20 protein-coding genes and 2 riboswitches are annotated in these 26,774 nt (G+C 64.6%); of the genes, 7 read left to right on the top strand and 13 right to left on the bottom strand.

Translation table 11 applies throughout. From position 1 onward, the window contains the following. Positions 1–3 precede the first annotated feature (3 nt). The gene (locus ACYVL5_RS12005) at positions 4–594 is read left to right on the top strand and encodes an HD domain-containing protein (RefSeq protein ID WP_460595815.1); all 591 of its coding nucleotides are present in this window, start codon (positions 4–6) and stop codon (positions 592–594) included. Here the strand turns inward: ACYVL5_RS12005 and ACYVL5_RS12000 are convergent. Next, positions 572–2,041 carry a GAF domain-containing protein gene (locus ACYVL5_RS12000; RefSeq protein ID WP_460595814.1) on the bottom strand — a complete coding sequence of 490 codons (1,470 nt, stop codon included), beginning with the start codon at positions 2,039–2,041 and terminating at the stop codon, positions 572–574. The genes ACYVL5_RS12005 and ACYVL5_RS12000 overlap by 23 nt on opposite strands. A gap of 317 nt (positions 2,042–2,358) precedes the next feature. On the opposite strand from ACYVL5_RS12000, the gene ACYVL5_RS11995 reads away from it, so the two are divergent. Further along, positions 2,359–3,294 carry a GGDEF domain-containing protein gene (locus ACYVL5_RS11995; protein ID WP_460595813.1) on the top strand — a complete coding sequence of 312 codons (936 nt, stop codon included), beginning with the start codon at positions 2,359–2,361 and terminating at the stop codon, positions 3,292–3,294. Here the strand turns inward: ACYVL5_RS11995 and ACYVL5_RS11990 are convergent. Next, complete coding sequence (locus ACYVL5_RS11990; RefSeq protein ID WP_460595812.1) at positions 3,279–4,214, bottom strand: HhH-GPD family protein; 936 nt, start codon at positions 4,212–4,214, stop codon at positions 3,279–3,281. The two genes, ACYVL5_RS11995 and ACYVL5_RS11990, sit on opposite strands and share 16 nt — an antisense overlap. 210 nt (positions 4,215–4,424) lie before the next feature. Here ACYVL5_RS11990 and ACYVL5_RS11985 point away from each other — a divergent pair, with 210 nt between their 5' ends. Then, a complete protein-coding gene (locus tag ACYVL5_RS11985; RefSeq protein WP_460595811.1) occupies positions 4,425–6,293 on the top strand; it encodes a PAS domain-containing sensor histidine kinase in 1,869 nt (622 codons plus the stop codon). A 59-nt stretch (positions 6,294–6,352) separates the two neighbouring features. On the opposite strand, the gene ACYVL5_RS11980 is transcribed toward ACYVL5_RS11985, so the two are convergent. The 4 genes from ACYVL5_RS11980 to ACYVL5_RS11965 all read right to left on the bottom strand — a co-directional run bounded on the left by ACYVL5_RS11980 (position 6,353) and on the right by ACYVL5_RS11965 (position 11,769). Beyond that, on the bottom strand, positions 6,353–6,826 hold the full coding sequence (locus ACYVL5_RS11980) for a hypothetical protein (protein WP_460595810.1): 474 nt from the start codon (positions 6,824–6,826) through the stop codon (positions 6,353–6,355). A gap of 120 nt (positions 6,827–6,946) precedes the next feature. Continuing rightward, positions 6,947–9,538, bottom strand: coding sequence for an ATP-binding protein (locus ACYVL5_RS11975; RefSeq protein ID WP_460595809.1), 2,592 nt, complete (start codon positions 9,536–9,538; stop codon positions 6,947–6,949). 6 nt (positions 9,539–9,544) lie between these two features. Beyond that, the gene (locus tag ACYVL5_RS11970) at positions 9,545–10,405 is read right to left on the bottom strand and encodes a phosphate/phosphite/phosphonate ABC transporter substrate-binding protein (protein ID WP_460595808.1); all 861 of its coding nucleotides are present in this window, start codon (positions 10,403–10,405) and stop codon (positions 9,545–9,547) included. A gap of 146 nt (positions 10,406–10,551) precedes the next feature. Then, positions 10,552–11,769, bottom strand: coding sequence for a PDC sensor domain-containing protein (locus ACYVL5_RS11965; RefSeq protein WP_460595807.1), 1,218 nt, complete (start codon positions 11,767–11,769; stop codon positions 10,552–10,554). Between the two features lie 571 nt (positions 11,770–12,340). Here ACYVL5_RS11965 and ACYVL5_RS11960 point away from each other — a divergent pair. Next, positions 12,341–12,979 (top strand): hypothetical protein, encoded by a 639-nt coding sequence (locus tag ACYVL5_RS11960; RefSeq protein ID WP_460595806.1) that lies wholly within the window; start codon positions 12,341–12,343, stop codon positions 12,977–12,979. Between the two features lie 97 nt (positions 12,980–13,076). Here the strand turns inward: ACYVL5_RS11960 and ACYVL5_RS11955 are convergent, their stop codons facing one another. After that, on the bottom strand, positions 13,077–13,688 hold the full coding sequence (locus tag ACYVL5_RS11955; RefSeq protein ID WP_460595805.1) for an OmpW/AlkL family protein: 612 nt from the start codon (positions 13,686–13,688) through the stop codon (positions 13,077–13,079). 364 nt (positions 13,689–14,052) lie between these two features. Beyond that, a riboswitch (cyclic di-GMP riboswitch) is annotated at positions 14,053–14,186 on the top strand. A 101-nt stretch (positions 14,187–14,287) separates the two neighbouring features. Between ACYVL5_RS11955 and ACYVL5_RS11950 the strand changes: the two genes are divergently transcribed. Further along, entirely contained in the window at positions 14,288–16,726 is a 2,439-nt protein-coding gene (locus ACYVL5_RS11950) for an Ig-like domain-containing protein (protein WP_460595804.1), read from the top strand. 322 nt (positions 16,727–17,048) lie between these two features. After that, positions 17,049–20,303, top strand: coding sequence for a cache domain-containing protein (locus ACYVL5_RS11945; RefSeq protein WP_460595803.1), 3,255 nt, complete (start codon positions 17,049–17,051; stop codon positions 20,301–20,303). Positions 20,304–20,436: 133 nt separating this feature from the next. Here the strand turns inward: ACYVL5_RS11945 and ACYVL5_RS11940 are convergent, their stop codons facing one another. The 6 genes from ACYVL5_RS11940 to ACYVL5_RS11915 form a co-directional block, all read right to left on the bottom strand. Beyond that, the gene (locus ACYVL5_RS11940) at positions 20,437–21,201 is read right to left on the bottom strand and encodes a glycosyltransferase family 2 protein (RefSeq protein ID WP_460595802.1); all 765 of its coding nucleotides are present in this window, start codon (positions 21,199–21,201) and stop codon (positions 20,437–20,439) included. A gap of 314 nt (positions 21,202–21,515) precedes the next feature. Beyond that, complete coding sequence (locus ACYVL5_RS11935; protein WP_460595801.1) at positions 21,516–21,830, bottom strand: hypothetical protein; 315 nt, start codon at positions 21,828–21,830, stop codon at positions 21,516–21,518. A gap of 18 nt (positions 21,831–21,848) precedes the next feature. After that, on the bottom strand, positions 21,849–22,439 hold the full coding sequence (locus ACYVL5_RS11930; protein ID WP_460595800.1) for an outer membrane beta-barrel protein: 591 nt from the start codon (positions 22,437–22,439) through the stop codon (positions 21,849–21,851). 126 nt (positions 22,440–22,565) lie between these two features. Next, a riboswitch (cyclic di-GMP riboswitch) is annotated at positions 22,566–22,642 on the bottom strand. Between the two features lie 106 nt (positions 22,643–22,748). Further along, on the bottom strand, positions 22,749–23,087 hold the full coding sequence (locus ACYVL5_RS11925) for a tRNA-binding protein (RefSeq protein WP_460595799.1): 339 nt from the start codon (positions 23,085–23,087) through the stop codon (positions 22,749–22,751). After that, entirely contained in the window at positions 23,084–24,016 is a 933-nt protein-coding gene (yddG, locus tag ACYVL5_RS11920; protein WP_460595798.1) for a DMT family transporter, read from the bottom strand. The genes ACYVL5_RS11925 and yddG overlap by 4 nt, the downstream gene beginning before the upstream one ends. A 65-nt stretch (positions 24,017–24,081) precedes the next feature. Beyond that, positions 24,082–24,906: an AraC family transcriptional regulator gene (locus ACYVL5_RS11915; RefSeq protein WP_460595797.1), complete on the bottom strand. Its 825-nt coding sequence runs from the start codon at positions 24,904–24,906 to the stop codon at positions 24,082–24,084. Between the two features lie 459 nt (positions 24,907–25,365). Between ACYVL5_RS11915 and pdxR the strand changes: the two genes are divergently transcribed. Then, positions 25,366–26,766 (top strand): aminotransferase-like domain-containing protein, encoded by a 1,401-nt coding sequence (gene pdxR, locus ACYVL5_RS11910; protein WP_460595796.1) that lies wholly within the window; start codon positions 25,366–25,368, stop codon positions 26,764–26,766. The last annotated feature ends 8 nt before the right edge of the window (positions 26,767–26,774 follow it).

Genomic DNA, 26,774 nt, shown 5'->3' with positions numbered 1-26,774 from the left:
GGCGTGCAGCAGGTGGTCGATTTCATACTGGAGTTGGACAAGCTCAAGGGGGTGACCAGGAAGAACAAGCCCCTTGGGCTTGCGCGTTTCGAGAACTCGGCGGAGCACAGCTGGCAGATCGCCATGCTCGCCTGGTCGCTGGAGCGGTACGCGGCCGAGCCGGTCGACATCCGCCGGGTGATCGGCATGCTCCTGGTCCACGACATCGGGGAGATCGACACCGGCGACGTCATCGTCTACGCGGTGGGGGGATGGGAGGAGCGCATGGAGGCGGAAAGGCGTGCGGTGGAGCGGATCTTCGGCCTGCTCGACGAGCCGCACCGCTCCCACTTCTTAGGGCTCTGGCTCGAGTTCGACGAGGAGGCGACTCCCGAGGCGGTCTTCGCCCACGCGGCCGACCGGGCCATGCCGGCCCTTTTGAACCTGGCCCAAAACGGCCAGAGCTGGCGCGAAAACGGCATCGGATACGATCAGGTCATCAACCGGATCGGCCCCCCGATCAGGAAGGGGTGCCCGGCGCTTTGGGAGTACCTGGAGGGGCGGCTCGCGGAGGAGCGGGAAAAGGGATGGTTCACGACGCCGGGTGAAGGGTGAAGGAGAAGGTCGCCCCCTCCCCCTCGGCCCCCTCGGCCCAGATCCGGCCGCCGTGGCGCTCGATGATCCGGTGGGCGGTGGCCAGCCCGATCCCCTCCCCCTCGAACTCGGCGCCGTGCAGCCGCTCGAAGGCCTTGAAGAGGTTCGCGCGGTAGCTCATGTCGAAGCCGGCGCCGTTGTCCTTCACGTAGCAGACCGGCTCGCCGTCGAGCATCCTCCGGCCGAACTCGATGCGGGGGGACTCCGTGCGGGAGGTGTACTTCCAGGCGTTCTCCAAAAGGTTCACCAGGAGCTGGCTCAACAGGTGCTGGTCCCCCTGCACGACCACCCCCGGTTCGATGACGGTTTCCACCCTCCGGCCGGGCTCGGTCTCCCCGAGCATCCGGAGGACGTCGGCCGCCACCGCGCTCAGGTCGACCGGGACCGGCTTGAGCTCGACCCTCGCCACCCGGGAGAGCTCCAGGAGGTGATCGATGAGCGATCCCATCCGGCTGGAGGCGGCGGTGATCCGGGCCAGGTAGTCGCGAGCCCCGGCCGGGATGGCCTCCCCGAATTCCTCCATGAGGAGGGAGCCGTAACTGTTGATGTGGCGAAGCGGCGCCCTGAGGTCGTGGGAGACCGAGTAGCTGAAGGATTCCTGCTCCCGGATGGCCATCCGCAGGTCCGCCGTCCTCTCGTTTACCCGCTGCTCCAAAAGCTCGTTGGCCAGCCTCAACTCCTCCCTGCTCGCCAGTAACTCCCTCTGCATGAGCATCTGCTCGGCGATATCCCAGGTCAGATCCGCGAAGAGCGAAACGGTCCAGACGTCGGCCGCCACGTAATCGGTCGGCTTGTTGCCGGTTCCCAAAAGGGCCACGATCCTCCCGTTGCGTTTCACCGGGACCACCAGCTCCCTCACCACCGGCGCGTGCCCGGCCGGAAGTCCGCGGCGGTGCGGAAGGGTCGCGTAGTCGTTGTGGATGGAGGGGCGGCCGTTCCGCAGGCAGTCCACCCAGACCCCGGCCCGTTCCACGCCGTAGTGTCCCCCCTGGTGCTCGCTCTTGCAGAAGGTATCGGTGGTCCTGGTGGACCAGGCCTTCAGGGTGACGAAGCGGGAGGCATCGTCGAAGAAGTGGTAGAAGCCGATCTGGCTCCCGGTCAGCCGTTCCACCTCGTCGAGCGCCTCGACGAGGAGCTCCTCAAGGGTGTGGCTCGCCGCGAAGCGCATCAGCCTTATCCGGGCGAGGTGGACTTCGTTCATCTGTCTGAGCTGGGAGATGTCGTGCAGCGTGTCGGGGCCGATCTCATAACAATCGGCAGGGCGGGGGCCTTGCGCCAGGACTTGGTCCCGGCTCAGCACGAGGCTTTCGAGGGCGGCGGCGTCGACGTCGGCCACGGTGGCGCCAGAGAATGCTCCCTGGGCCATGTCGCCGAACATGACGCGGTACTTGTTGGGGGCGTCGTCCATGGCGCTGCGGTTCCTGTCTCGGGGCCGTGCAGGCGTTGAAGATCGATGGCAACGTGGATATCGGTACTGTCACAGCAGCTTCATTGGACCTTCACGCTGAGGCAAAGGCCGTCCGGGATACTAGCACAATGGTTGAGTTAAATGAAAGGATTTCCATGTGTAGTGGGTGGGATTTTCTCTGATACAGAACCAGGGAACTCCTGTCCGGTTTGATCGCGCGATTTCTCTTCAGATCGTGGCCGCTGTTGCCGAATAGATGAAGTGGCGCAAAGTGTATGAGTATCGTGCTCCTCGAACTGTCACAAGGGGGTGGGATAATGCTGAGCACCGTGTCTCCGGATATGCTTCTCGAGTGTCTCTTCGAAGGGGTCTATTTCGTCGACAAGGACCGGCAGATCGCCTACTGGAATGCCGGGGCGGAGAGGATCGCCGGCTTCTCCCGCGACGAGATGATCGGCTCGTGCTGTGCGGACAATCTCCTTTGCCACATCAACGGGGAGGGGACCGAGCTTTGCCTAAGCGGCTGTCCGCTGGCCGCCACCATGGTCGACGGGGGGCAGCGCGAGAGCCGGGTCTTTCTCCGCCACAAGCTCGGCCATCGGGTGCCGATCCTGGTCCGCACCTCGCCGGTGCGTGACGGGGAGGGGAACATCGTGGGGGCGGTCGAGGTCTTCAGCGACAACTCCACCTCGCTGCAGATACTCCAGGAGTACGAGAAGCTTAAAAAGGAAGTCTACCTCGACCAGTTGACCGGGGTGGGGAACCGCCGGTACGGCGAGATGACCCTGGTCAACCGGCTCTTCAACCTCACCACCAACGGACTCCCCTTCTCCGTCCTTTTCATGGACATCGACCACTTCAAGAGGTTCAACGACGAGTACGGCCATCGGACCGGCGACCAGTTTCTCACCATGGTGGCCCGCTCGGTCGCCCTCTGCCTGCGCAGGGTCGACGTGGTCGCCCGGTGGGGAGGCGAGGAGTTCGTGGCCATCCTGCCCGGGGCGGCCGGTGAGGTACTGGCCATGGTGGCGGAGCGGATGCGCGCGGTGGTGGAGAAGAGCTTCGTGGTGGTGAACGGCGAGCGGGTGAGCGTCACCGTCTCGATCGGGGCCACCGTGGCCCGGCCGGACGACGACCTGGAGTCGGTGGTGAACCGGGCCGACGAGCTGATGTACCGGAGCAAGCGGGGCGGGAGGAACCGGGTCACCCTGGACCAGTCCGACCAGTCCGACGGTGATCAGCAGACGCGGTAGCCGCCGTCCAGCCGGCGGATGAACCCTTCCCGCTCGAGCTGGAGCAGGTTCCGCTCCAGCGAGACCATGGCCTCCGGAACGGTGCGGCCGATCTCCGCGGCGGTGATGCCGGGGGTGGCCAGGATCGCCTTCAGGATCAGGCTCCGCTTTTCGCGGTTGGAGCCCCGGAAGGGGGACTGGCGGGTGTGGTGGGCGCTGCGGCGGCTCGGGTTCTCCCCCGTCCTCTTCAGCTGCGACCCGTAGTCCATCAGTCCGTAGTACCACCCGCGCGGATCTCCCCGGTCCAAGGTGGCCTCCACCAGCGGCAGGATGAGGGCGTCGGGAACCTTTTCCTTCCCGGGGAAGAAGTGGTGGAGATAGACGGAGCGGATGTTGGTCTCGATGAACGGGGTCGGCTCGCCGAAGGCGAAGAGGGCGACCGCCCGCGCGGTGTAGGGGCCGATCCCCGGCAGCGCCTCGAGTGCGGCGATCTCGCCCGGAAGCCTTCCCCCGCACCGCTCGACCACCGCCTCGGCGCAGAGCTTGAGCGAGATGGCCCGGCGGTTGTAGCCAAGCCCCTGCCAGAGGGAGAGGACGTCGGCCAGCGGGGCCCGGGCCAGCTCGGCGAACCCGGGGAAGGCGGCCAGAAACGCCCGGTACTTCTCCCGGACCCGGTCCACCTGGGTCTGCTGGAGCATGATCTCCGAGACCAGGATGGCGTAGGGATCGCGGGTCTCCCGCCAGGGAAGCGAACGGGCGTGGGCGCGGTAGTGGGCGCGGATCCCTTCCTGGAAGGCATGCACCTCCTCTTCGCTCAGGCCGATGGCGCTCGCGCCGTCGGCCCCCTTCCCCCGCCTTCCGCTCGTCTCCCCGGCCGCCGCCTCCGGCCCCCCGCCGTTACTTCCCCGGGCGCGGGCCCCATGACCGTTTTCCCCTCTCACCCTCATCCTCCTCCCTCTGCGCCTTTCCCCTGCCGGTGCCTCGACGGGCTCCCCTGCGAGCCGCACCGATGGTAGCCGTTTTGCCCCGGCCGGCAACAGCAAAAAGGGGCGGGGGGCGTCCTCCTAACCCGGCCTAATAACAATAAATTTTGTAAATTAGTTTATTTTATGATATTGCTTCCCCTCAGCCCATGGGGCAGGGAGGATCGGATGGGGAACGAGTGCGTCGGTGCCGAACATTGGCGGGAGATCCTGGAGGTCGCCGCGGAGGGGTTCTGGGACTGGGACCTTGAGAACGATATCGCCTACCTGAGCGACAACTTCTGCGACCTGATCGGGTACACCCCGCAGAGCACCGTCTTCAATTTCGCCTTCCTCGCCGGTACCCTCATCCATCCCGACGACCGCGGCCGGGTACTGACCAGCGTGCAGGAGCGTATTGAGGGGCTCCGCAGCGATCCGGCGATGGAGTACCGGATGATCTGCCGGGACGGCAGGACGGTCTGGGTGGAGGCGCGGGCACGGATCATTGCCCGGGACGCCCGGGGGAGGGGGACCCGTATGGTCGGGACCATCCTCGACATCACCCACCGCAAGGCGACCGAGGAGGCGCTGTGGGCCGGGCAGGTCCGCTACCGGGCCATGGTGGACGCCTTCGACGGCTACATGTACATCTGCTCCCAGGAGTGCCGGATCGAATACCTCAACGAGGCGATGAAGCGCCGCATCGGTTTCGATGCCGTCGGCCATTACTGCTACAAGGTGCTCAACGGACTCGATCACCAGTGCCCCTGGTGCCGAAACGAAGAGGTCTTCGCCGGCGACACGGTCCGGGTGGAGATGCTCAACCAGCGCGACGGCCGCTGGTACGACCTCACCAACAGCCCCATCTACAACGCCGACGGCAGCGTCTCCAAGCAGTCCCTCTTCGTGGACATCACCGACCGCAAGCAGGCCGAGAACGCGCTTCGGGAGAGCGAGAGCCGGTACCGCTCGCTGGTGGAGGGGACCCACGATGCGGTCGTCGTCCACATCGACGGGGACTTCGTCTACCTAAACAGCGCGGCCGTCACCCTGTTGGGTGCCCGCACCTGTGACGAGGTGATCGGGAAGCCGGTGCTCTCCTTCGTACACCCCGACAGCCGGGCAGCGGTCAGTAGCGGGATCCGGAACGTCTATGAGAACGGGGGAGAATCCCCGCTCACCGAGACGCAGTTGGTGAGAGCGGACGGGAGCGTGCTCGACGTGGAGTCGGTCGGGATGCCGATCATCTATGACGGGCGGCCGGCGGTGATGGCGGTGCTGCGCGACATCACCGACCGCAAGAGAGCCAAGGCGGAGCTGGCCCTTTTGAACGCGGAGCTGGAGAGCCGGGTGTTGAAGAGGACCGCGGAGCTCACCCAGGCCATCCGGGACCACGAATCGTTCAGCTACTCGGTTTCCCACGACCTCAGGGCGCCCCTTCGCCACATCAACAGCTACAGCGCCATCCTTGCCGAGGATTACCAGGACCACCTCCCCCCGGAGGCGCGCGAGTACCTGGCCAGGATCAGGAGCTCCTCGCGGGTCATGGGTAACCTCATCGATCACCTGCTGGAGCTTTCCCGGGTTGCCAGGACCGACCTCCGCCGCCAGACCCTCGACTTAAGCTCGCTGGTGGAAACGACCCTCACCATGTTCGCCGAGACCGAGCCTGCCAGGCGGGTGGATACCGAGGTGGAGCAGAGGGTGCTGGTGGACGGTGACGCTCACCTCTTGAATCTCCTGGTCCAGAACCTGGTCGGCAACGCCTGGAAGTACACCGCGCGGCAGGAGGTGGGGCGCATCCAGTTCGGGACGGAGTACGAGGGGGGGCAGCGAATCTACTTCGTCAAGGACAACGGGGTGGGGTTCGACCCCTCCTATTCCGAAAAGCTCTTCACCCCCTTCGAGCGGCTGCACGGCTCCGAGTTCGAAGGGGCCGGCATCGGCCTCGCCTCGGCCAAGAGGATCGTCGAGCGCCACGGCGGGAGAATCTGGGGCGAAGGGGCGGTCGGCGGGGGCGCCGTCTTCTTCTTCACCCTCGCCACCTACCGCTGATTCCCCTTACCCCACCCTCACGCTCTCTCTTCCCCGGCAGGCCGCCGGCTTAACCGCCGCTAGTCGTTTCCTCCGCCGTGACCCTTGCCGTGCCCTTTTCCCTTACCCTTCCCCCTGCCGGGGCCGGCGTCGCCATCCCCGCCCGGTCTCCCGGTGAAGGAGAGGTTACCCGCCTTGAGTGCGTGGAACTCGGCGGAGCCGGGCCTGATCCCGAGCTCCTTGGCGATGGCGCCCCACCCCTTCTTCCTGTTCGGCTTGTAGACCGCCAGCACCCTCTCGGGGGGCTTGGAGGCCATCTGGCCAAGCTGGAAGACCATGAAGGCGTCGGCCGGCTCGGGAACCGAGCGGATCACCGCCTGCACCTGGGGAAGGGCGACCCCGAACTGGGCGCTGATCTTGGCGGAGAAGCCGTTCATGTCGGCGCGGGCCTCGATGTTGACCCGGGAAAGGAAGTCGTCCAGGCTCGCGAAGGCCGTGAGCGGGGCGAAGAGGAAGAGGGCGATGGCGAGGGTGCCGAGGATCAACCGTTTCATGCTGCCTCCTTTAACTTGAGAATCCCTGAATAGGCCCGCGGGGGGGCGCAACGGACGCACTTTAAAACGACGGTAACGCTAAGGCAACCAATAAAACAACACACATCCCTCGACGATCGTTCACGCCGTGTCCCGGTCGAGCGTCTCGCGCACCTTCTTCAACAGGTCGAGCGGCGAAACCGGCTTGACCACCATGGGGACCTTCTCGTCGATCAGCATCTTCTGTCGCACCATGTCGGGCGCGTAGCCGCTGGAGAAAAGGACCCGGACGCCGGGGTCGATCGCCCTGATCTCGTCGTAGGCGTCCTTCCCCGTCTTCCTCGGCATCACCAGGTCGAACAGCAAGAGCGCGATCCGGTCGCGGTTCTCCCGGTAGAGTTCGACCGCCTCCTGCCCGTCGGTGGCCACGATCACCCGGTAGCCGAACTCCGCCAGCACGCTGCTGGTCAGCGCCCGTACCGTCTCGTCGTCCTCCGCGAGCAGGATGGTCTCGGTGCCGCGTACCTCGAACTGCTCGGCCTGCGGCTTCTCCTCCTCGACGGGCGCCATCAGGTACGGGAGATAGAGCCGGAAGGTGGTCCCTTCTCCCAGCTCGCTGTAGACGTTCACGAAGCCGTCGTGGTCGCGGATGATCCCGTACACGACGGCGAGCCCCAGCCCGGTCCCCTTGCCGACCTCCTTGGTGGTGAAGAAGGGATCGAAGATCTGCTCGCGCGTCTCCCGGTCCATACCGCGCCCGGTGTCGGAGACCGTCACCAGCACGTACTCTCCCGCCCGGCCGTAGCCGTGGGCGGCGACGAACTCCTCGTCGAAGTGGACCCGGCCGGTGGCGATGGTGAAGAGCCCGCCCCCCTCCATGGCATCGCGGGCGTTGGTCGCGAAGTTCATCAGCACCTGCTCGAGCTGGTGGGGATCTCCCATGACCGGGAGCGCCTCCGGGGCGAGCACGGCCCGGCACTCGATGTCCTCCCCGATCACCCGCTGCAGGAACTTTTCCGTCCCCCGGATGATGTCGTTCATGTCCACGAGCTTCTTCTCGCTCACCTGCTTGCGGCAGAAGAGGAGCAGGTCCTTGGTGAGATGGGCCGCCTTCTCGGTCGCCTCCAGCATCTGCTCGATGTCTCCTCGGCGCGGGTCTTCCGGCGCGCTCTTCATGAGGGCGATGGTGCCGTAGCCGACGATGGCGGTCAGGATGTTGTTGAAGTCGTGGGCGATGCCGCCGGCGAAGGTGCCGATCGACTCCATCTTCTGCGACTGCCTCAGCTGCTCCTCCAGCCGGTGCCGCTCGCTCACGTCGCGGAAGTACCAGACCCTCCCGAGGCTTCTCCCGTTTTGGTCCACCATGGCCGAGGAGTACTGGTCCAGGATGCGGCCGTCCTTGAGCCCCAGCTCGCAGCGGCTCTTCTCGTCCCGGTGGCTGGCCAGGTGTTCGAGGGTCGCCAGGAACAGTTCCGGCTCCTTGATCTTCCCGGTCAGGTGCCCCAGGAGGATCTCGTAGCTCCCCGCGGCCAGCACCTCGGTGGGGACGCCCCAGATCTCGGCAAACCTGCCGTTGGAGGAGATGATCCTCCCCCGCTCGTCCACCGCCAGGATGCCGTCCAGCGAGGTCTCCTGCTGGGTGGAGAGGAGGACGTTCTTGACCCGGAGCTCCTCTTCGGCCCGGGTGATCTCGGTGATGTCGTGGGCGGTGCCGCGGGACGCCATCACCTCGCCTTCGGGATCGAAGAGCTGTTCGACGTGCTCGTGGATGTGGCGGATGGCGCCGTCCGTTTGCCGCACGATCCGGTGCAGGATGTCGCAGCACCGCTTCTCCTCCACCGACTGCCGGTAGCGGGTCAAGACGCAGTCGCGGTCGTCGGGGTGGACCAGCTCCATGAATCTGTCGAGGGTGAGCGGATCCTCTCCCTGCTCCATCCCGAAGATGCGGTAGCACTCCTCCGACCAGAGGATGTGGCCGGTGGCGAAGTCGAGCTCGAAGGAGCCCAGGTGGGCCATCCGCTGGGCCTCCGCGAGGTTGCGCTCGTTTCTCATCAGCACCCGGCTCCGCTCGAGAAGCTCGGTCTGGTAACCGAGGATGGCGTCGCGCATGGCGGCGAAGCGGTCGACCAGTTCCCCCACCTCGTCCGCTTCCCCTTTTTTGAGGGGCACGTCGAAGTTGCCGCGGGCGAGCTGCTTCGCGGCCAGCGAAAGCTCCCTGACCGGGCGGATCACCACCCCCTCCAGCACCCAGGCGGCCCCGGCGATGAAAAGCCCCATGAGGGCGAGCATGACGGTCAGCAGTTCGAGGTTGCGCCGGCGAGGCTGCCGCAGGAGGGGAGCGAAGTCGACCTTGACGCTGAGCGTGCCGAGCTCGGTGCCGCCGTGGCTGATCTTCCTGGTGAGGGTGCGGAGGTCGTCGTTTTGCGGGGTGGGCAAGGGGGTGGTTTGCAGGGGATAGAGGCGGCGGCCGTCGGTGTCGGTCAACTCGATGCTGATCCAGTCGCCGTTCTTCTGTCTGAGGGCGTCAAGGTTCTCGAAGATGGTGTCGAGGTTGTGTCCCAGCATGAGGGGGATCAACCCCTCGATGACGCTGTCGAGGTGGCGCTCGGTGGCCTGCTGGTAGGTGTCCTCGATGTTCTCGAGGCTGCGAGGCAGATACGATCCCCACAGGTAACAGGCCAGGAGGAGACTGAAGACAGTGAGAGGGAGCAGGACCTTCCAACGAAGCCTCATAGGGGATCACTCCCCGGCGACCGGCTGCCAGTACCGCTCCAGTCCCCACTCTACCATCTGCAGGTACTCCGCGAGGGTGGTGGGGCCGATCTCCTTGAAGGGAACCTTGGCGAGGAGCGCCCGGCCGGCCGGGTCCTGCCCCATGGCCAGCAGGGCCTGGCGCACCTTCTCCGCATCGCCCTTGGGGACCCGGCGGTGGGCCGCCACCGGATGGGAGGGGATGGGGCGGGTGGTGTAGATGACCCGCAGGGCGTCGCGGACGGAGGGAGGCTGCTCCTTGAGCGTCTTGTCGATCCCCCCCCCCGCCGCCGCCAGCCCCTGGACCACGTGGAGATAGACCGAGCTGTGGGTCTTCACGTAGAGGGGCTCCATGGTGATATGGAAGTGCCGCTCCAGGTCGGCCCGCATCATCAGGGCGGCCCCGAGCGCGTTGGGGGAGGGAAGCGCAATGACCTTTCCCTTGAGGGGGGCGACGTCCTGGTAGGGGGAGTCCTTCTTGACCACCAGCACACCATGGATCTTGGTGCGGTCGCTCACCAGCGGGATGTACCCCTGGCTCTTCCTGGCCTGCACGATGTAGTAGGGGTTGACGTAGATGAAGTCGAAGCTCCCCTTGCTGATCTCCTTGTCGAAGTCCTGGATCTGCAGGGTGGTGACCAGCTTGAAGGTGAGGCCGGTGCGGCGCTGGAGCTCGTCGATGATCGGCCGCCAGATGGCGTGGAGCTTTCTCTGCTCGAACTGGGGAACTATGCCGAAGGTGTAGGTGGCGGCTGCCGCGGGGGTGGATAGGAGGGGAGATTCGGCTACCAGGAACAGTAACAGGAACACGGCTATGACAGTCGTAGCGAACCCGCAACCCTTGGTCATGACACCCTCCGGATTGAATGACATCTTCAACTATAGTCACAATTACTTCAATGTCCAGAGAGATGCATCTGATCCAGTGAAGTCGTCTTGGCTATACCAGAGTGACGGTGCCCGGTGCCGGAAACGATGCCTTCCGGCAAGGGAGCTCAGCTCTGCTCGGTGGTGACCTCCTTCAGGTACTGCTGTGCGCAGTCGGGGCAGAGCCCGTGGCTGAATTGGGCGTCGGAGTTCATGGTGATGTAGGTCTCCAACTGCTCCCAGGACTCCTTGTTGTTGTGGATCTTCTTGCAGTACATGCAGATCGAGATGATCCCTTCCAGCCGCTTGGTCCTCGCGAGGGTCGCCTCCAGCGCCTCGTTTTGCTGCACGAGAAGCTGTTGCGCCTCATGGCGCTTGCTCACCTCCTCCTCGTTGCGCTTCCATTCGCGGCAGATCAGGAAGACCGCCATCACGCTCATCAGCAGGAAAGAGGACATCAGCGAGCTCATGGTCTCCACCTCCCGGTACCACTCGGCGAGCGCCTCCGAGTCCGCCCGTCCCACCACGAGGTAATAGGGCTGGGGGAGGGCGAGGCGCCGGAACGAATAGGTCCTCTCCACCCCGTCCATCCTGCTGCGGGAGCGGTAGCTGCCGGTGGTCCTCCGGTCGGCGAGCAGGGCGGCGAGGACCGGGGCGCTGATGCGGTAGCCGGGTTTTTGCCCGATGGTTTCGACCTGGGGATAGCGGGCGATCAGCCGGAGGCCGTCGTCGAGCAGCGCGACCAGCCCCTTTTTGCCGTTGTCGATGCGGGAGAACTGCCGGGAGAGGTAGTCGAGCTCGAGGCCGGCGTAGACCAGGCCGCCGAAGCCCCCGTCGGGGCGGTTGATGCGGCGGGCGAGGACCACCATCCATTTCCCGGTGATCCCTCCCACGAGCGGCGCGGAGACCACCATCCCGGCCTCCGGGCGGTCCCTGAGGGACGCGAAATACTCCCGGTGGGCGACGCTGATGGTGGTCATCGGCTTGATCTGCTGGGGGCCGTAGATCGCCTCCCCCGCCGGATTGGTGGCCCTGAGCGCCACCAGTTCGGGCATCCGCCGCTGCTGGCGGATCAGGAAGGCGTTGAGCCTTGCCGGGGCGATCCCTCCCTCTTTAAGCTGGCGCTCCGCTTCGTCCGTCACCGCCTGCAGCCCGAGGTCGATCTTGGAGAAGAGACCGGAGAGGCTTTCGTCCAGGACCTGCGAGATGTTTTGGGTACCGACGACGGCGCGGTGCGTGTAATGAGCGTGGCTTCTCCAGAGCGCGTAGCAGATGGTGGCAGCAACCAGCAGGTTGAGCAGGGTCACCGCAAGGATCAGGTTTCTGAGAAAAGCCTTGTGCCTCAAAGGGAAGCCTCCGACTGACACAGTGTAGTGGTCGTCTCGGACTGTATCGATACGGGGCGCAATTCTACACGAAATGACAGATTTGTCTTCACCTTTTCGTTGGACAACCGTTACCCGTCGGTACTGTCACACCCGCCGCTCACCTCTCCCTCTCCCCTCCCACTGAACCAGTGTGAAATCCTCTCCTTCTTCACTCACTATACCCTCGCCCCTCCCGGGGAGAGGGTGGCCGAAGGCCGGGTGAGGGAGGTTCTTGCCCGTCCGAAACCGCCCCCTCACCCTGGCCCTCTCCCCCGATGGGGGCGAGGGGAGAATGAAACAGGGGGGGGATGGCCGAAGGCCGGGTGAGGGAGGTTCTGATGGGGGCGGGGGGAGCTCCCCTTCCTGAACAGCTGTGCACCCGCTGAACAGATTTTCGGGTGCTTTCTTCGTGCTGTGGTTGGCCGTCAGGCAGTGCTAACATACGATAAAACGGTACTTTACGTGCCGGGGACTCCGCCGTCCGGTCCCGGAATGAATATTGAAAATCGTTATCGCAAAGATGTTCATTCCTCCCGCCGCGGAGCTGACCATGAAAACGATAGCGATAGATCTCAAATCCCCGATCCGGGTTTCGATACAGGCAATCATGATGATGCTGGCCCTGCTGATCTCTCTCACCGGCTGCGCCGGCAACTGGAGGCTGGTGAGCTTCCAGCCCGGTCTGGGGGGCGGGGGAGGGTGGCACGTCTACACCCAGTTGGAAGAGCCCGAAGATGCCACCGAACAGGCGGCGGTGCAGGTGGCGGCCGACCGCAAGAGCCGCGAGGTCGGCAACGCCGAGGTGATGTTCATCATGCAGGACCGGTGGTTTTCCTACGTGTACGCCGTCGAGAAGGGCGAGGACGGCAACTGGCTCGGCATCCGGACCTTCACCCGTTTCGTGGTGGCGGGAGGAAAGATCGCCGCCCGCTCCGACCGGACCCGCGAGTTCCTGGTGGACGCCGATTTCGAGAGGGCGGTGCTGCGCGACGCCTCCATGGCCGGGGGGATCGACTCCGTCTTGATCTACTACGACATACTGCACCCGGTTTCCATGTCCAGCCGCCCGCTGAGCCCCTGCGCCGCCGAGGTGCGGATCTTCCAGGAAGGGGAGACCGGCGGGAGGCCGATGGCGAGGAAGGTGGTGAATTACTGCGCACTGAAAAAACTGAAGGAGCCCCACGGCTAGCCGGCAATCCCAGGCTCTGGGCAAAAAAAAACACCTGTCATCCCTTGCGGAAGGCGGGTGTTTTTTAGGTGGGTGATGTTCGTACCGCGGAGAGCGGTTAGAAGCGGTAGCCCACACCGATACCGATCAGGTTCGGGTTGAGGTCGAGCTTGTACTTGACCCCGGCGATGGTGGCCTTGGTGTCGGCGTTCAGGTACTTGTAGTCGACGTTGAAGTAGAGGTTGTTGGTCATCTTCAGGTCGAGGCCGGCCTGGAGAGCGTAGCCGACCGAGTTATCGATGGAGAAGTCGCTCACGTTGTTGACGCGGGATTTGAAGGGGAAGATGACGTTGAAGCCGGCCCCGAGGTACGGGCTGACGGTGCTGCCGGCCAGCGGGTGGTACTTGACGGTGATGGTCGGGGGGAGCAGCCAGGTGGAACCTGCGAAGGCGCCGCCGAGCTTGATGTCGTTGCGGGTCACGCCGGCGATGGCTTCGACGGAAAGGTTCTTCATGAAGAAGTACTCGAAGTCCACCTCGGGGATGATGTCGGCGCTGACTTTAGGGGTCAGCGAGCTCAACTGGCCGTCAAAATCCTCGTCGGGCAACACGTAGACCGCCCTCATGCGGATGCCGACCTTCTGGTAATCGTCAGCGGCGGCCGCGATAGCAGAAATACCGAGCGACAGAGCAAGCACCAGACCCAGAACCCCAACCATTTTTCTAACCATCTTTTTCTCCCCTGCTTTTGTATTTTGAGAGGGAAAATCCTCTCAATAGCAATAAGACCAATAGGACCATTAAGATCCATTTGGTGCCGCATAAATAACGTGATCCTTGACCTAAGTCAAGAAAATACATTTTTTGTAAGAGAAAATCTCAGAAGATGCCGGTGATATCCTGGTGGCTGAGTTACGCGGCGGCCATTCTGGGAAAGGGTGGCAGTGGGGGGCGAAAAATGCCTGCTGTGACTGCGCCGGCTGCGGCTGTGTCTTGTCTATCTTTAGCTGTGACGGCAACTTTTCCGCCGCTGTGACTTGACAGTGCTACAGGGCAAAGTAAACTTCCCTCGACAACTAACATTAGAATTTACATATCCATAAAAGCCAAACCCTGAGTGATCAGGGGACGGAAAATGACGGGACTTGATTCACCCCCAACCCTGCCGGCGGTTGTCTTTTGACTGTTGCCCCCCCGGCCGGACGGATCAAGTTGGCCGAATTGCCGGATGCGACCACCGTTACGGACGCAGCTCTGCAGTTCGGCCTTTTGTTGTCCGGTGTCCGGTACTCGGAAGTCAAACGATCGGTCGGAGGGGAGAGGCGTGACCATGAGACGCGTCGTAGCGGGGCTTGGGTGGGCTTTCTGGTTGGCGGCCTTCATGACCGCCTGCGGCGGAGGAGGCGGGGGGGCGGTGACCCGGGAGGGGGGCGGGGTCGTCTACACGGGATCGACCGCTCCGGCTGCGGTCACGACGGGGGCGGCGCGGGAGCTCTTCGCCTTGATCTGGGACGGGGGGAGCGCGCTCGGGAGCGTCTTCTCGACGGCGGCGGTCGCCAAGGTGGTGCCGGGCCGTCACGACCGGTTCGCTGTTACCCGGCGGCTGGCCCGGTGTCTCGGCAACGGGTACCGGCAGCTCCCCTCCGCCGGCGGGCGGGCCAGGACCGCTCGCGAAGCCATCGCCATCGATCAGACCATCGCCGGGGGAGTCAGCGGCACCATGACGCTGAAGGGGACCCTCGACGACGGTGCCGGCACCGGGACCATTGCCGTCGGCTTTTCCGACTACAACGACGGCGACGGCTACACCAACAACGGCACCGCCACCCTGCAGGTCTGGGCCGTCAACGCCCAGCTGGGAGTCATCACCGACTGGACCATGAGCTTCACCTCCTGGTCGATTCGCGGAGCAGGGTGCGACGTCATGCTCGACGGCTCGCTCCGGATGCGGATTTCGCTGCCGGAAAGCGCGGAAACGGTCACCATCAACCTGAACGGCCGGGACAACGCCTCCGGCGGCACCTTCCGCTTCCAGGATCTCGCCATCTGCTACCGCTTCGCATCGCCCCCCTACCTGGAGGTCGCCTACTCCGGCCGTGTCTACCTGGAAAAATCCGGGTACTTCGACATTTCCACCGACTGTCCCTATTCCTTCGCCCCCGTGGGAGGCACTCCCTGCCACGGGGGCCCCATCGTCGTCTCCGGTGACGGCAACGGCCGCGCGCTCATCACCCCCTTGAGCTACGGAGTCCGCATCGAGGTGGACCGGGACGGCGACGGGCTCCCGGAAGGGACCGAACGCTACCTCTGGGACAACCTGTCCGGTGCCCCCTTGCACTCCGTCGTCGTGTCGCCCGGCGCCGCCAACGTTCCGGTCGGCATGACCCAGCAGTTCACCGCCGCCGCCTCCCTGGCCGATCACACCACCCGGGACCTGACCGCCACGGCGGACTGGTCCTCGTCCGCCCCGTCGGTGGCGCTCGTCTCCTCCACCGACGTCGCCTACAGCGCCTGCATCGCCTGGGGATGCGCCTCCACGGTGGGGCTTGGCTCCACCACCATCACCGCCACCATCGGCGACCTTTCCGGCGCCGCGACCATGTCGGTCATCTCGGCGGCCCTGCTGTCGCTCGAGCTCGAAGGTCCCCTCGCTGCCGGGGACCCGGTCCTCGCCATGGGGATGACCGGCCAGATGAGGGCCATCGGCACCTTCTCCGACCACGTCCCGCGCGACGCCACCATGCTGGTCGCCTGGAGATCGTCGGACCAGTCGGTGGCCACCGTGAGCGACCAGCAGGGGACCAAGGGAATCGTGGCCGCCCTGGGAGGCGGCCTCACCACCATCACCGCCTCCGCCGGGTCGCTCGCCGCCTCCCTCCCCCTTGCCGTCACCCCGTGGAGCCTCGCCTACTCCTCCACCGCCGCCGATCTTTACCGGGTGGCCTGGTCAGGTTCGCGCTACGTCGCGGTCGGTGCCCGGGGGACCATCGTCACCTCCTCCGATGGAGTCGGTTTCGAGACCAGGAGCTCCGGCGTCACCGCCTCGCTCTACGACGTCGCCTGGTCCGGGAACAGTTTCGTGGCGGTGGGGGGCGAAGGTACCGTCCTTACCTCTCCGGACGGGGGGATCTGGACCCGCCAGCAGTCGGGGACCTCCCGCGACCTCTACGCGGTGGCCTGGACCGGGAACGTCTTCGTGGCGGTGGGGGGGGAAGGAACCATCGCCACCTCGCCGGACGGGGGGAACTGGACCCGCCGCCCCTCGGGAACCACGAGCCCCCTCTATGGGGTCGCCTGGTCGGGAAGCCGGCTGGTGGTCACCGGCGGCAACGGTACCGGCCTGACCTCGCCCGACGGCGCGACCTGGACCGTTGGCACCGGAGCCCCCAACGGGAGGATCGCCTGGAACGGCGCCCTCTTCGTGGCAGTTTCCGGCCTCCCCGGGGGAAGCGATCTCTACCCGAACCCGGTCCACACCTCACCCGACGGGATCACCTGGAGCGATGGCGAAACTCCCTTCGGCTCCTCCTGGCACGCCTCGGACGTCGCCTGGTGCGGCGCGAGCTTTCTGGCCGCCGGCACCGACGGCAGGGTGGCGACCTCTAAAGACGGCAGCACCTGGAGCGCGTGGCAGGTTGGTACCGCCGATTACCTCGCCTCGGTGAGCTGCACGGGTGACCGCATCCTGCTAGCCGGCCGGGCGGGGACCATCCTCTCGCTTGCCCGCTCCGCACTCCCCCGTTCTCTCGCCACCCGCCCCCGGCGCTGATCCTCTCCTCTCCCTGCGCCCCCGCCAGATCGGAGGGGGCGCGGGGAGCTGGGGCCAGCCCCCTTCTGCGGGTAGCCAGTGCCGCACCCCTGCTTCCGCATCAGTGATTCTCTTACTGTCTATCAGTATCCGCCGCATACTGTCTGGTGAATAATCTCCCCTAAAAAACCTCAATATTTCTGACTCAAATACCGATCTATTTACTCTGCCAGTGACGGAAGTTTCCTCTGCCGTGTCTGTTTCTACAGACCAACCTCCTCTTTCAGGAAGTTTGAGAGTACGTGCTGGACTAACCGAAAAAGAAGGCGCCGGAGGTCGAGACATGCGGTACGTCAGATTGAGAGATTGGAGCATTTCGGCAAAGATCATGGGGATATCCATGGTCTCCGTACTGCTGATCACCCTGCTGAATTTCCTCTACCTGCTCCCCACCTTTGAGCAGAAGGTGGTGGCCGAGCGGGAGGCGACCCTGAAGTCGGTGATCGACATACCGGTGGCCTTGGTGGCCGATTATCAGGAGCGGGTCGCCAAGGGGGAGTTCCCCCTTGCCGAGGGGCAGAAGCGGGCGCTCGAGCGGATCAGGTCGCTACGCTATGCCGGCAACGAGTACTTCTGGATCAACGATTTCAACGCCCGCATCATCATGCATCCCATCAAGCCGGAGATGGAGAACAAGGACCAGAGCGGGCTCAAAGATCCTGACGGCAAGGCGATCTTCACCGAGTTCGCCGAGGTAGGCAGGACCAAGGGGGAGGGGATCGTCGAGTACCGTTGGCCCAAGCCCGGGCAGACCGCGGCGGTCAGGAAGCTTTCCTACGTGAAGACATACCGGCCGTGGGGATGGGTCATCGGGACCGGCCTCTACGTCGATACCCTGGACAAGGAAATCATGGCGGTCCGCATCAAGATCGCCGCGGCAACCCTCGTCATCGTGGCCGCCGTCTTGATCCTCGCCTACCTGGTTTCCTCCCGCCTCGGCCGCCGGGTCAGCAGGCTCATCACGGCTGCCGACGAGCTGGCCAAGGGGAGCGTCTCCTTCGAGATCGTGGTCGATTCCGGGGATGAGACCGGAAAGCTTGCCGGTGCCATGAAAAACATGGCCGCCAACATCGTCGAGGCGGCCGGCATGGCCGAGCGGATGGCGGCGGGCGACCTCGATATCGACGTCTCCGCCAACCGCGAAAACCTCCTGATGGCGAACCTCGGCAAGACCGCCGAGGCGGTCAAGGCGGTCACCACCGATATGGAGCTCCTGACCAAGGCGGCGGTGGAGGGACGACTCACCACGCGGGCCGATGCCTCCCGCCACGAAGGGCGATTCCGCGTGGCGGTGGAGGGAATCAACCGCCTGATGGACCGGCTGGTTGGGTTGGTGGACGGCATGCCGACCCCGGCCATGATCGTCGACCGCGACTACAACGTCCTGTACATGAACGAGCTGGGGGCGAAGGTCGGGGGGAAACAGCCGTCCCAAGTGGTGGGGACTAAATGCTACGACCACTTCAATACTGCCGACTGCCGTACCGAGAAGTGCGCCTGTGGCCGTGCCATGCTCAAGGGGGTCCCGTGCCACGGTGAGACGGATGCCCATCCCGCCGCTGGGGTGGATCTCGACATCGCCTACGCCGCGGTTCCTTTGCGCGCCGACGGCGGGGAGGTGATCGGTGCCTTCGAGGTGGTCTCCGACCAGACCGCCATCGTCAAGGCGGCCAGAACGGCGCGGAAGGTCGCCGAATACCAGGAGGCGGAGACCAGGAAGGTGGTGGACGGGCTTTCCAAGCTGGCCGCCGGAGAATTGGGATTCACCATCGCGACGGCACCCGCCGACGACGATACCAAAGGGGTGCGGGAGACCTTCGAGACCATCGCCTCCGCCCTCAACAGCTGCGTCGAGGTGGTATCGTCGCTGAGCGCGGACGCGACCATGCTGTCAGCGGCGGCCACCGAGGGGCGCCTCGGTGTGCGGGCCGACGCCGCGAGGCACCAGGGGGCCTACCGGGACATCGTCCAGGGGGTGAACGTCACCATCGACCGGCTGGTGAGCCTCTTGGACAAGATGCCCGCCCCCGCCATGATCGTCGACAAGGAGTTCAACGTCCTGTACATGAACGAGCTGGGAGCGCGGGTGGGAGGGAAGACCGCCGCGCAGGTGGCGGGTACCAAGTGCTACGACCACTTCAAGACCGGCGACTGCAAGACCCCCAACTGCGCCTGCTACCGCGCGATGAATACCTCGCAGGATGCCACCAGCGAGACGGCGGCCCACCCCTCGGCGGGCCTCGACCTCGACATCGCCTATACCGGCGTCCCCATCCGCGACAGCCAAGGGACGGTGCTCGGTGCCTTCGAGGTGGTGACCGACCTGACCGCGGTGAAGCAGGCCGCCCGCAAGGCGCAGAAGGTGGCCGACTACCAGAACCACGAGACCGGCAAGCTGGTGGAAGGGCTCGAGAGGCTCGCCAGGGGGGATCTCGCCGTTGAGCTCGCCACCGAGGCGGCCGATGCCGACACCGCGGAGGTCAAGGGGACCTTCGACACGCTGGCCGCGGCAGTCAAGAGTTCGGTGGATGCCAACCGCAGGATCACCCATGCCGCCCAGCAGATTGCCCAGGGAGACCTGACCGTGCAGATCACGGAGCGCTCCCCCGAGGACGAGCTGATGCAGGCCCTGGCCGCCATGGTGGAGAAGCTGAGCAGCGTGGTGAGCGAGGTGAAATCGGCCGCCGACAACGTGGCCGCCGGGAGCCAGGAGCTTTCGGGGAGCTCGGAGACCATGTCGCAGGGGGCGAGCGAGCAGGCGGCGTCCGCCGAGGAGGCTTCCTCCTCCATGGAGGAGATGTCCTCCAACATCAGGCAAAACGCCGACAACGCGATGCAGACCGAGAAGATCGCCGCCAAGTCCTCCCAAGACGCCCAGGAGGGCGGGCGGGCGGTCCAGCAGACGGTGACCGCCATGAAGGAGATCGCCGGCAAGATCTCCATCATCGAGGAGATCTCCCGCCAGACCAACCTCCTGGCCCTCAACGCGGCGATCGAGGCGGCCCGGGCCGGGGAGCACGGCAAGGGGTTCGCGGTGGTGGCCTCCGAGGTGAGAAAGCTCGCCGAAAGGAGCCAGCGGGCGGCCGCCGAGATCTCGGAGCTCTCCGCCACCAGCGTGGACGTGGCGGAGAGGGCCGGGGAGATGCTCTCCACCATGGTCCCCAACATCCAGAAGACCGCCGAGCTGGTCCAGGAGATCAGCGCCGCCTGCCGGGAACAGGACACCGGCGCCGAGCAGATCAACAAGGCGATCCAGCAGCTCGACCAGGTGATCCAGCAGAATGCCTCGGCCGCCGAGGAGATATCCTCCACCGCGGAGGAGCTCTCGAGCCAGGCGGCCCAGCTCCAGGACACCGTGGGGTTCTTCAAGCTCGCGGAAGGGGCACAGCCGGTCCGCAAGGCCCCCGTCAGGCCCCCGGCGCCTGCCGTCAAGAAGGGGCCCAAGCGTGCGAAGACCTTCGCCGCCGCCAAGGGAGCCGGCCACAGCATCGACCTAAGCGACGAGCCCTATGTCGACGAAGCCTACGAGCGCTACTGATGCTCCGCTGCTGATCCCCTCTCACCCCAACTTTCCCTCCCCTTCAAGGGGAGGGAAAGGGTGAGGATGGGGGAAACGACAAAGGCCCCGCCTCTCGATAAGGCGGGGCCTTTTTGGGTGCGGTCCCCAACCGTTACCGGGAGGGGCCTTTTTTTGCGTTGGGGGGAAAGATCGCGCTGACGGAGAGCCCCATCCTGCAGAGCCTGAATTCGACGGCCGTCTTGAGCACGCCCAGGCCGTAGATCACGCTGCGGCGGAAGTTGATGGAGGAGGCTTCCTCGAAGTACTTGGTCGGGCAGGAGACCTCGCCGATCCGGTAGCCTCCCCACACCATCTGGGCGATCATCTGGTTGTCGAAGACGAAGTCCTCGGAGTTGCGGTCCAGCGGGAGGTTTTCCAGCAGCTCGCGGGAGAAGGCGCGATAGCCGGTGTGGTACTCGGAGAGCTTTTGCCCGAGCAGCAGGTTTTCCACCAGGGTGAGGAAGCGGTTGGCGACGTACTTGTAGAGCGGCATCCCTCCCTTGAGCGCCCCGACGCCGAGGATGCGGGAGGCGAGCACGGCGTCGAATTCGCCGTAGGCGATCATGGCGCACATGGCGACGATCAGTTTGGGCGTGTACTGGTAGTCGGGGTGCAGCATGACCACGATGTCGGCGCCGAGCCCCAGGGCGGTCTCATAACAGGTCTTCTGGTTTCCGCCGTAGCCGCGGTTTTGGGGATGGATGACGGTGTGAATGGCGAGTTTTTGGGCGAGCTCCGCGGTGTTGTCGCGGCTGGCGTCATCGACGAGGACCACGTCATCGACGAACTCGAAGGGGATTTCCCGGTAGGTCATCTCCAGGGTCTTCTCCGCGTTATAGGCGGGAAGAACGACCACAACTTTCTTGCCGTTGATCATAACATTCCACTTTCATTGCAGTTTGAAGGGAGGGTTCCCAGGGGGAGTCCTTCCTTGCCGCGGCCATGGCACCCGCTTCTTGGCAAAGCCGGGTAAGCCGTCGCAGCTGCCCAATCTAGATTAATTCTCCTCCAGTGGCAAGGCCATTTCGCGCCAGGCCGCAACGACGTGGGCGGTGAGGAACTCCGCCCAGGGGAACGGCGGTGGTAGCCGGAGTCGAGGGCGGCGGAAGGTTTCTGGAGAACGAACATACGAAAGGCCCTTGGAAGCGCCAAGGGCCTTTCTTGTTCTCAGAGGTGGAAGCGGGGAGTCGGTCAGCGCTTGTGATGCCCGTGCTCACCGTGCTCGCCGCGCTCGTCGCGGTCCCGGTCGTGGTCGCGGTGCCCGTAGGCGTGGCCGTGCTTCTTCTTGTGGTGGCGCTCCTTGTACCGCTCATCCCTCTCCAGGTAGACGACCCTGCCGTGCTCCCGGTAGTAGGGACGGCCGTCCTGCACCAGGACGGTCACGCCGGGAGGGGCGGGGAGGTAGCCGTTGAGGTTGATGTTGACCGAGGCGGAGGCCAGGGCGTTGGAAGCGGCAAGCGTGAGCGCCAGCACGGTCAGGCCGATCGAGATGGTGGTTTTCTTCATGAACATCCTCGTGATGGGTTAGTTGAAGAAGTAGCGGAGGCCGAAGGTGCCGGAGAAGCTCGACGGATCGAAGTTGCCGACGTGGGTTCCGAAGCGGTCGTTGATGTCCGTGTCGGGAGCCAGCACACCCTTGAGCTCGGCGGTGAAAGCCAGCTGCCTCTGGATGAAGTAATCGAGGCCGCCGGAGAGGTGAACGCCGACCGTGGTGTCGACGTCACGGGTCCCGCCTCCGTAGGGGTAGTAATCGCTTAAAAGGATGTCGAGCCCGGCCCCGAGGTAGGGGACGAACCTGCGGTCGAGGTTGGCGAAGCGGTACTGCCCGCCGAACGAGACGTCGGTGACCCCGAAGTCCCCGGTCTCGGAACCGAAGCCGCTGCGGGTGACTTCCGCTTCCACGGCGAAACGGCTGTCGATGCCGTAGATGATGCCGCCTCCGCCGACGATACCGGTGTCAGTGCTGTTGTGGAAAAAATCGGACTCGTTGTCGGCCGGAACCTGGAACCCGACGCGGCCGGTGAGGCCAACCCTGCCGCTGATGCTTTCCGCTCCTGCCGTGGCTGCCGTCAAGGATAGGGTGGCCGCGAGGCATGCGATGATCAGCTTCTTCATGTCTTCCTCCTTCTGATAGTAGGGCTCAGTGGTGATGGCTGTATGGCCGCCTCCACTGGCAGTCGCGGGACTTCAGGTAAGTCCCTGGACGCAAAAAAGCCGGGGCTTCAATATCCAAATTGATATTTCGGCGACCCGGCTGTCTCGGTGAGACCCTGTAGGCTTTCCGTCCCATCCTCGCGGATGGTTTAGTATTGTCGTCTATCGATGCTGCTTCAGTTATAGGGGGCTTAATAGCTCACGGGCGATGACATGTCAAGATGAAAAACCCTGTGCAGCTGTCTCAGGGGGCATCTCCACCGCGGGGAGCTACCCCAGCTTGGCTCCGTCGGGCACCGCCTGCTCCGGCACGGCCAGCACGACCGCACCGTCCTCCCGGTAGAAGCCGCAGACGAGAAACTCCGACTTCATCGGCCCGATCTGCTTGGCGGGGAAGTTCACCACCCCGATGATCTGGCGGCCGATGAGCTCCTCCTTTCCGTAGAGATCGGTCACCTGGGCGCTGGACCGCCTGGTGCCGATCTCGGGGCCGAAGTCGGCGGTAATCTTGTAGGCCGGCTTGCGCGCCTGCGGGAAATCTTCCACCTCGATGATGGTGCCTGCCCGTAACTCCACCTGTTCGAAATCGTTCCACGTGATGGTTTTCATAGTTTCTCCTCGATGATGGCTGGGGTGGCCCGCCGGGCGCGGAGCATGTCTCCCGATGCCAGCACGGATCCCCCGACGATAAGCACGCACGCCCCGCCGAGCGCCCAGGTCGGCTCGGCCTTCCCCAAGACGAGAAGGAGCAGCGTGGATAGCAGTGGGGCGGCGTAGGAGAGCGCCCCCAGGACCCTGATGTTGCCGGTTTTGATCCCGACGTCCCAGGTATAGAAAGCCCCTCCCACCGGGCCGAGCCCCAGGCCGAAAACGGCGGCCCAACCAAAACCCTCGGGCATCACACTCGGCTCGAAAAGGAGGTGGCAGCCAAGGGCCAACAGGGCGGTCACCGCACAAAACCCCGAGAGGCAATGGCTGGGGACCGCCTTGAAGAGACGGGAGAGCACCGAATAGGCCGACCAGGTGAAGGCACAGAGGATGGCGAATCCGTAGCCGGGGAGATGCTCGGGACTCAGCGTGACCGACCTTCCGCCGGTGGCGATCAGACCGGCACCGAGAAGCCCGGCAAGGGTGCCGCCCACGTGGTACCAGCGGAGCCTCTCCCCGGGGAGCAGCGCGGAGAAGAGCACGATGAGAAGCGGCCACAGGTACGAGATGAGGCTCGCCTGGACGACCGGTGCCTCCCTTAGAGCCATGAAGTAGAAGAAGTGGAAGCCGAAAAGGCCGAAAACTCCCAAGGCCCAGGCGGCAGCGGGAAGGCGGAACAGCTCTCCCATGCGGTGCCCCTGCCGTCTCATCCAGACGAGCCCGATCCCGGTGGCCACGGTGAACGCCATGGCGGTCAATTGGAAGGGGGGGATCTCCTTGCAAAACGAGGTCAGTGTCGCCAAGGCTCCCCACATGAGGATGGCGGTGGACCCGGTCAGGGTGCCCCGCACCTCGTTTTGCCGCGTCGCGGTGTAGCCGGTATCGTGCATGAAAGCGTCCTCCATGGGGGGAGGATAGCGCCGGGACCGTGGGGGCGTCTTGAACGAAATTGACCTTAGGAGAGGCCGAGCATCTGCTGCCGGAAACCTCCCGGCGTGATGCCGTAGTTGGTCTTGAAGTGGCGGGTCAGGTGACTTTGGTCGGCGAAGCCTGCCTGCAGCGCTACCTCGACGAGGGGGAGTCCCTGGCGGATCAGTTCGCGCGCCTTCTCGAGGCGCAGGCGCAAAAGGTAGGCATGCGGAGAGAGCCCGCACTCCTTCTTGAAGGAGCGGATCAGGTGGTAGGGGGTGCAGCAGAGCCCTTGGGCGATCTCGCCGAGGGTGATGCTCTCCCCCAGGCGGTCCCTAAAGAGGCGGACCGTCTCGCGGATCCGCCTGCTGTCGCCGGCCCGGTAGGAGGCGTGGGGGCGGACCAGGCCGTGGCGCCCTGCCAGCAGGGCGAATACCTCCAGAAAGGCGCTCTCTTTTTCGATCACCGAGGGGGAGGTGGAAAGGACGCTGAAGAGCCTGGCCAAGAGGCCGAAGCATTCGGGGTCGTGATAGAAGCCGCTGTTAAAGAGGGTTTCGGATTTTCCACCCGTCTCGCTCAGCAGCGGCCGGATCTGCGCTTCCTGGACGTAGAAGGTGAGCAAGCGGCGGCCGGAGTCGCTGATGGCTCGATTGGCGTGGACGTCCCCCGGTGCCACGATGCCGAAGCTCCCCGGATTAAGGATGTCGGTGGTTCCTCGTTGCGAGTAAAGCTCCGCCCCGTCGGTGTTGAGCCATATGCAGTACGCCTCGTGGAAATGGGGGGCGAAGTTGAAGCCGGAGTCGGGGCAGAAAAGAAGCTCCACTCCCTCCAAACCCGCCGGCGAAAGGTACTGAATGGTCGATTGCCGCATCTGCCGACTCCATCTGCCGTTAAGCCACCAGCGGGACGCCCATGCGTTCATGCGTTTCCCTGTGCTTCCATGCTCCGCCCGGCAATCTACCACGTGTCGCGTCGAGGTTTCCAGAGAAATGGGCGCTTGGCCGGGAGTCCGCCTCGGTATCGGGCGAGGGCCACTAGGGGACGCCCATGCGGTTCATGCGTTTCCCTGGGCCACTAGCGGGACGCCCATGCGATTCATGCGTTTCCCTGTGCTCCCATGCTCCGCCCGGCAATCTACCACGTGTCGCGCCGAGGTTTCCAGAGAAATGGGCAGTTGGCCGGGAGTCCGCCTCGCTATCGGGCGAGGACCGGGAGCCCCCGTCTGCCCCTTCGTTTTGGGAGCAAATGGTCTGCAGCAATAGGGGCAGTTTACCTTTGACGCTGGCGCGGCGGATGGGGTACCATTCGGTAACTTCGACAAGGGGGTGCCATGTTCGTCCTCGATCACGCCGGTCCGGTCCCGCTGTACACCCAACTCTATAACGCCATCAAAGACGACATTCTCTCCGGGAAGCTCCCTTCCGATACGAAATTGCCCTCGGTCAGGGACCTCGCTTCCGAACTCTCCATCAGCCGCAACACGGTCGACACCGCCTACCAGGAGCTCTTCTCGGAAGGGTACATCTACAGCCGGCCGCGCAGCGGGTATTTCGCGTCGGCGCTCGCCCCGGATGGTGTCCTCTCCCCCATACCTCCCAAGGAGCGGGTGGCCGGCCCTCTCCCGGCGGTGGCGCCCCCCTGCGAAATCGACTTCCACCCCGCACGGCTTGACCGCAACGCCTTTCCGGTGCCGCTATGGCGCAAGTGCCTCTTGGAGTGCCTGCGGAGAAACGCCGGCGAACTCCTCGACTATCGAGACCCCCAGGGCGAATGGGGATTGCGTTGCCACATCCAGCAGTACCTCGAACGCTCGCGCGGGGTGATCTGCCAGCCGGAACAGGTCGTCATCTGCTCCGGCCTCCAAAACGGCCTCGACATCGTCGCCCAGCTTATGAGGGAGCGCCGGCCGGTGGTCGCGGTCGAGAGCCCCGGCTACCACCTGCCGAGGTCCGTTTTCCGGAACCACTCCTTCGAGCTCTCCCCTATCCCGGTCAATGCCACCGGGATGGACCTGGACCTCCTGGCCGCCAGCCGCTCTACCATCGCCTACGTCACGCCGTCGCACCAGTTTCCCCTGGGATGCGTGATGCCAATCGCCAACCGGCTAAAGTTGATCGAGTGGGCGAAGTCGGAAGGGAGGCTGATCGTCGAGGATGACTACGACAGCGAGCTCCGCTACCACGGCAAACCGATCCCTTCCCTGCAGGGGCTTCATCCCGACGGCAACATCGTCTACTCGGGCACCTTTTCCAAGGTGTTGTCGCCGGCTCTGCGCGTGAGCTACCTGATTCTGCCGCACTCGCTGCTGGACGCTTATCGGAGGGTGTTCCGGGATTACTTTTCCTCGGTATCCCTGCTGGAGCAGAGGACCCTGGCGGAGTTCATGGAACAGGGGCATTGGGACCGCCACATCCGGAGGATGCGGGCCCTCTACAAGAAGAAACATGACGCCGTGCTGCAGTCGGTGGAGCGCCATTTCGGCGCCCGCGCCGCCGTACTCGGGCAGGGGGCGGGATTGCATGTCGTGTTGCAGCTCAAGGATCATTCCCTGAACGAAGGTGAGCTGATCGATCGGGCACTGGGGGCGGGAGTCAGGCTCCTTCCATTCTCGGCGACCCACGCCGGCGGCGAAGCTGATTCGTTGAAATTCCTGCTCGGCTTTGGCGGGGTGGGGATCGGCGACATCGAGAAGGGAATCGAGCTTCTCTGCAAGGCCTGGTACTGCGGATAGGGCAGTAC

The organism is Geomonas sp. Red276, assembly GCF_054784495.1.
This window is presented reverse-complemented; position numbering and strand designations above follow the sequence as displayed.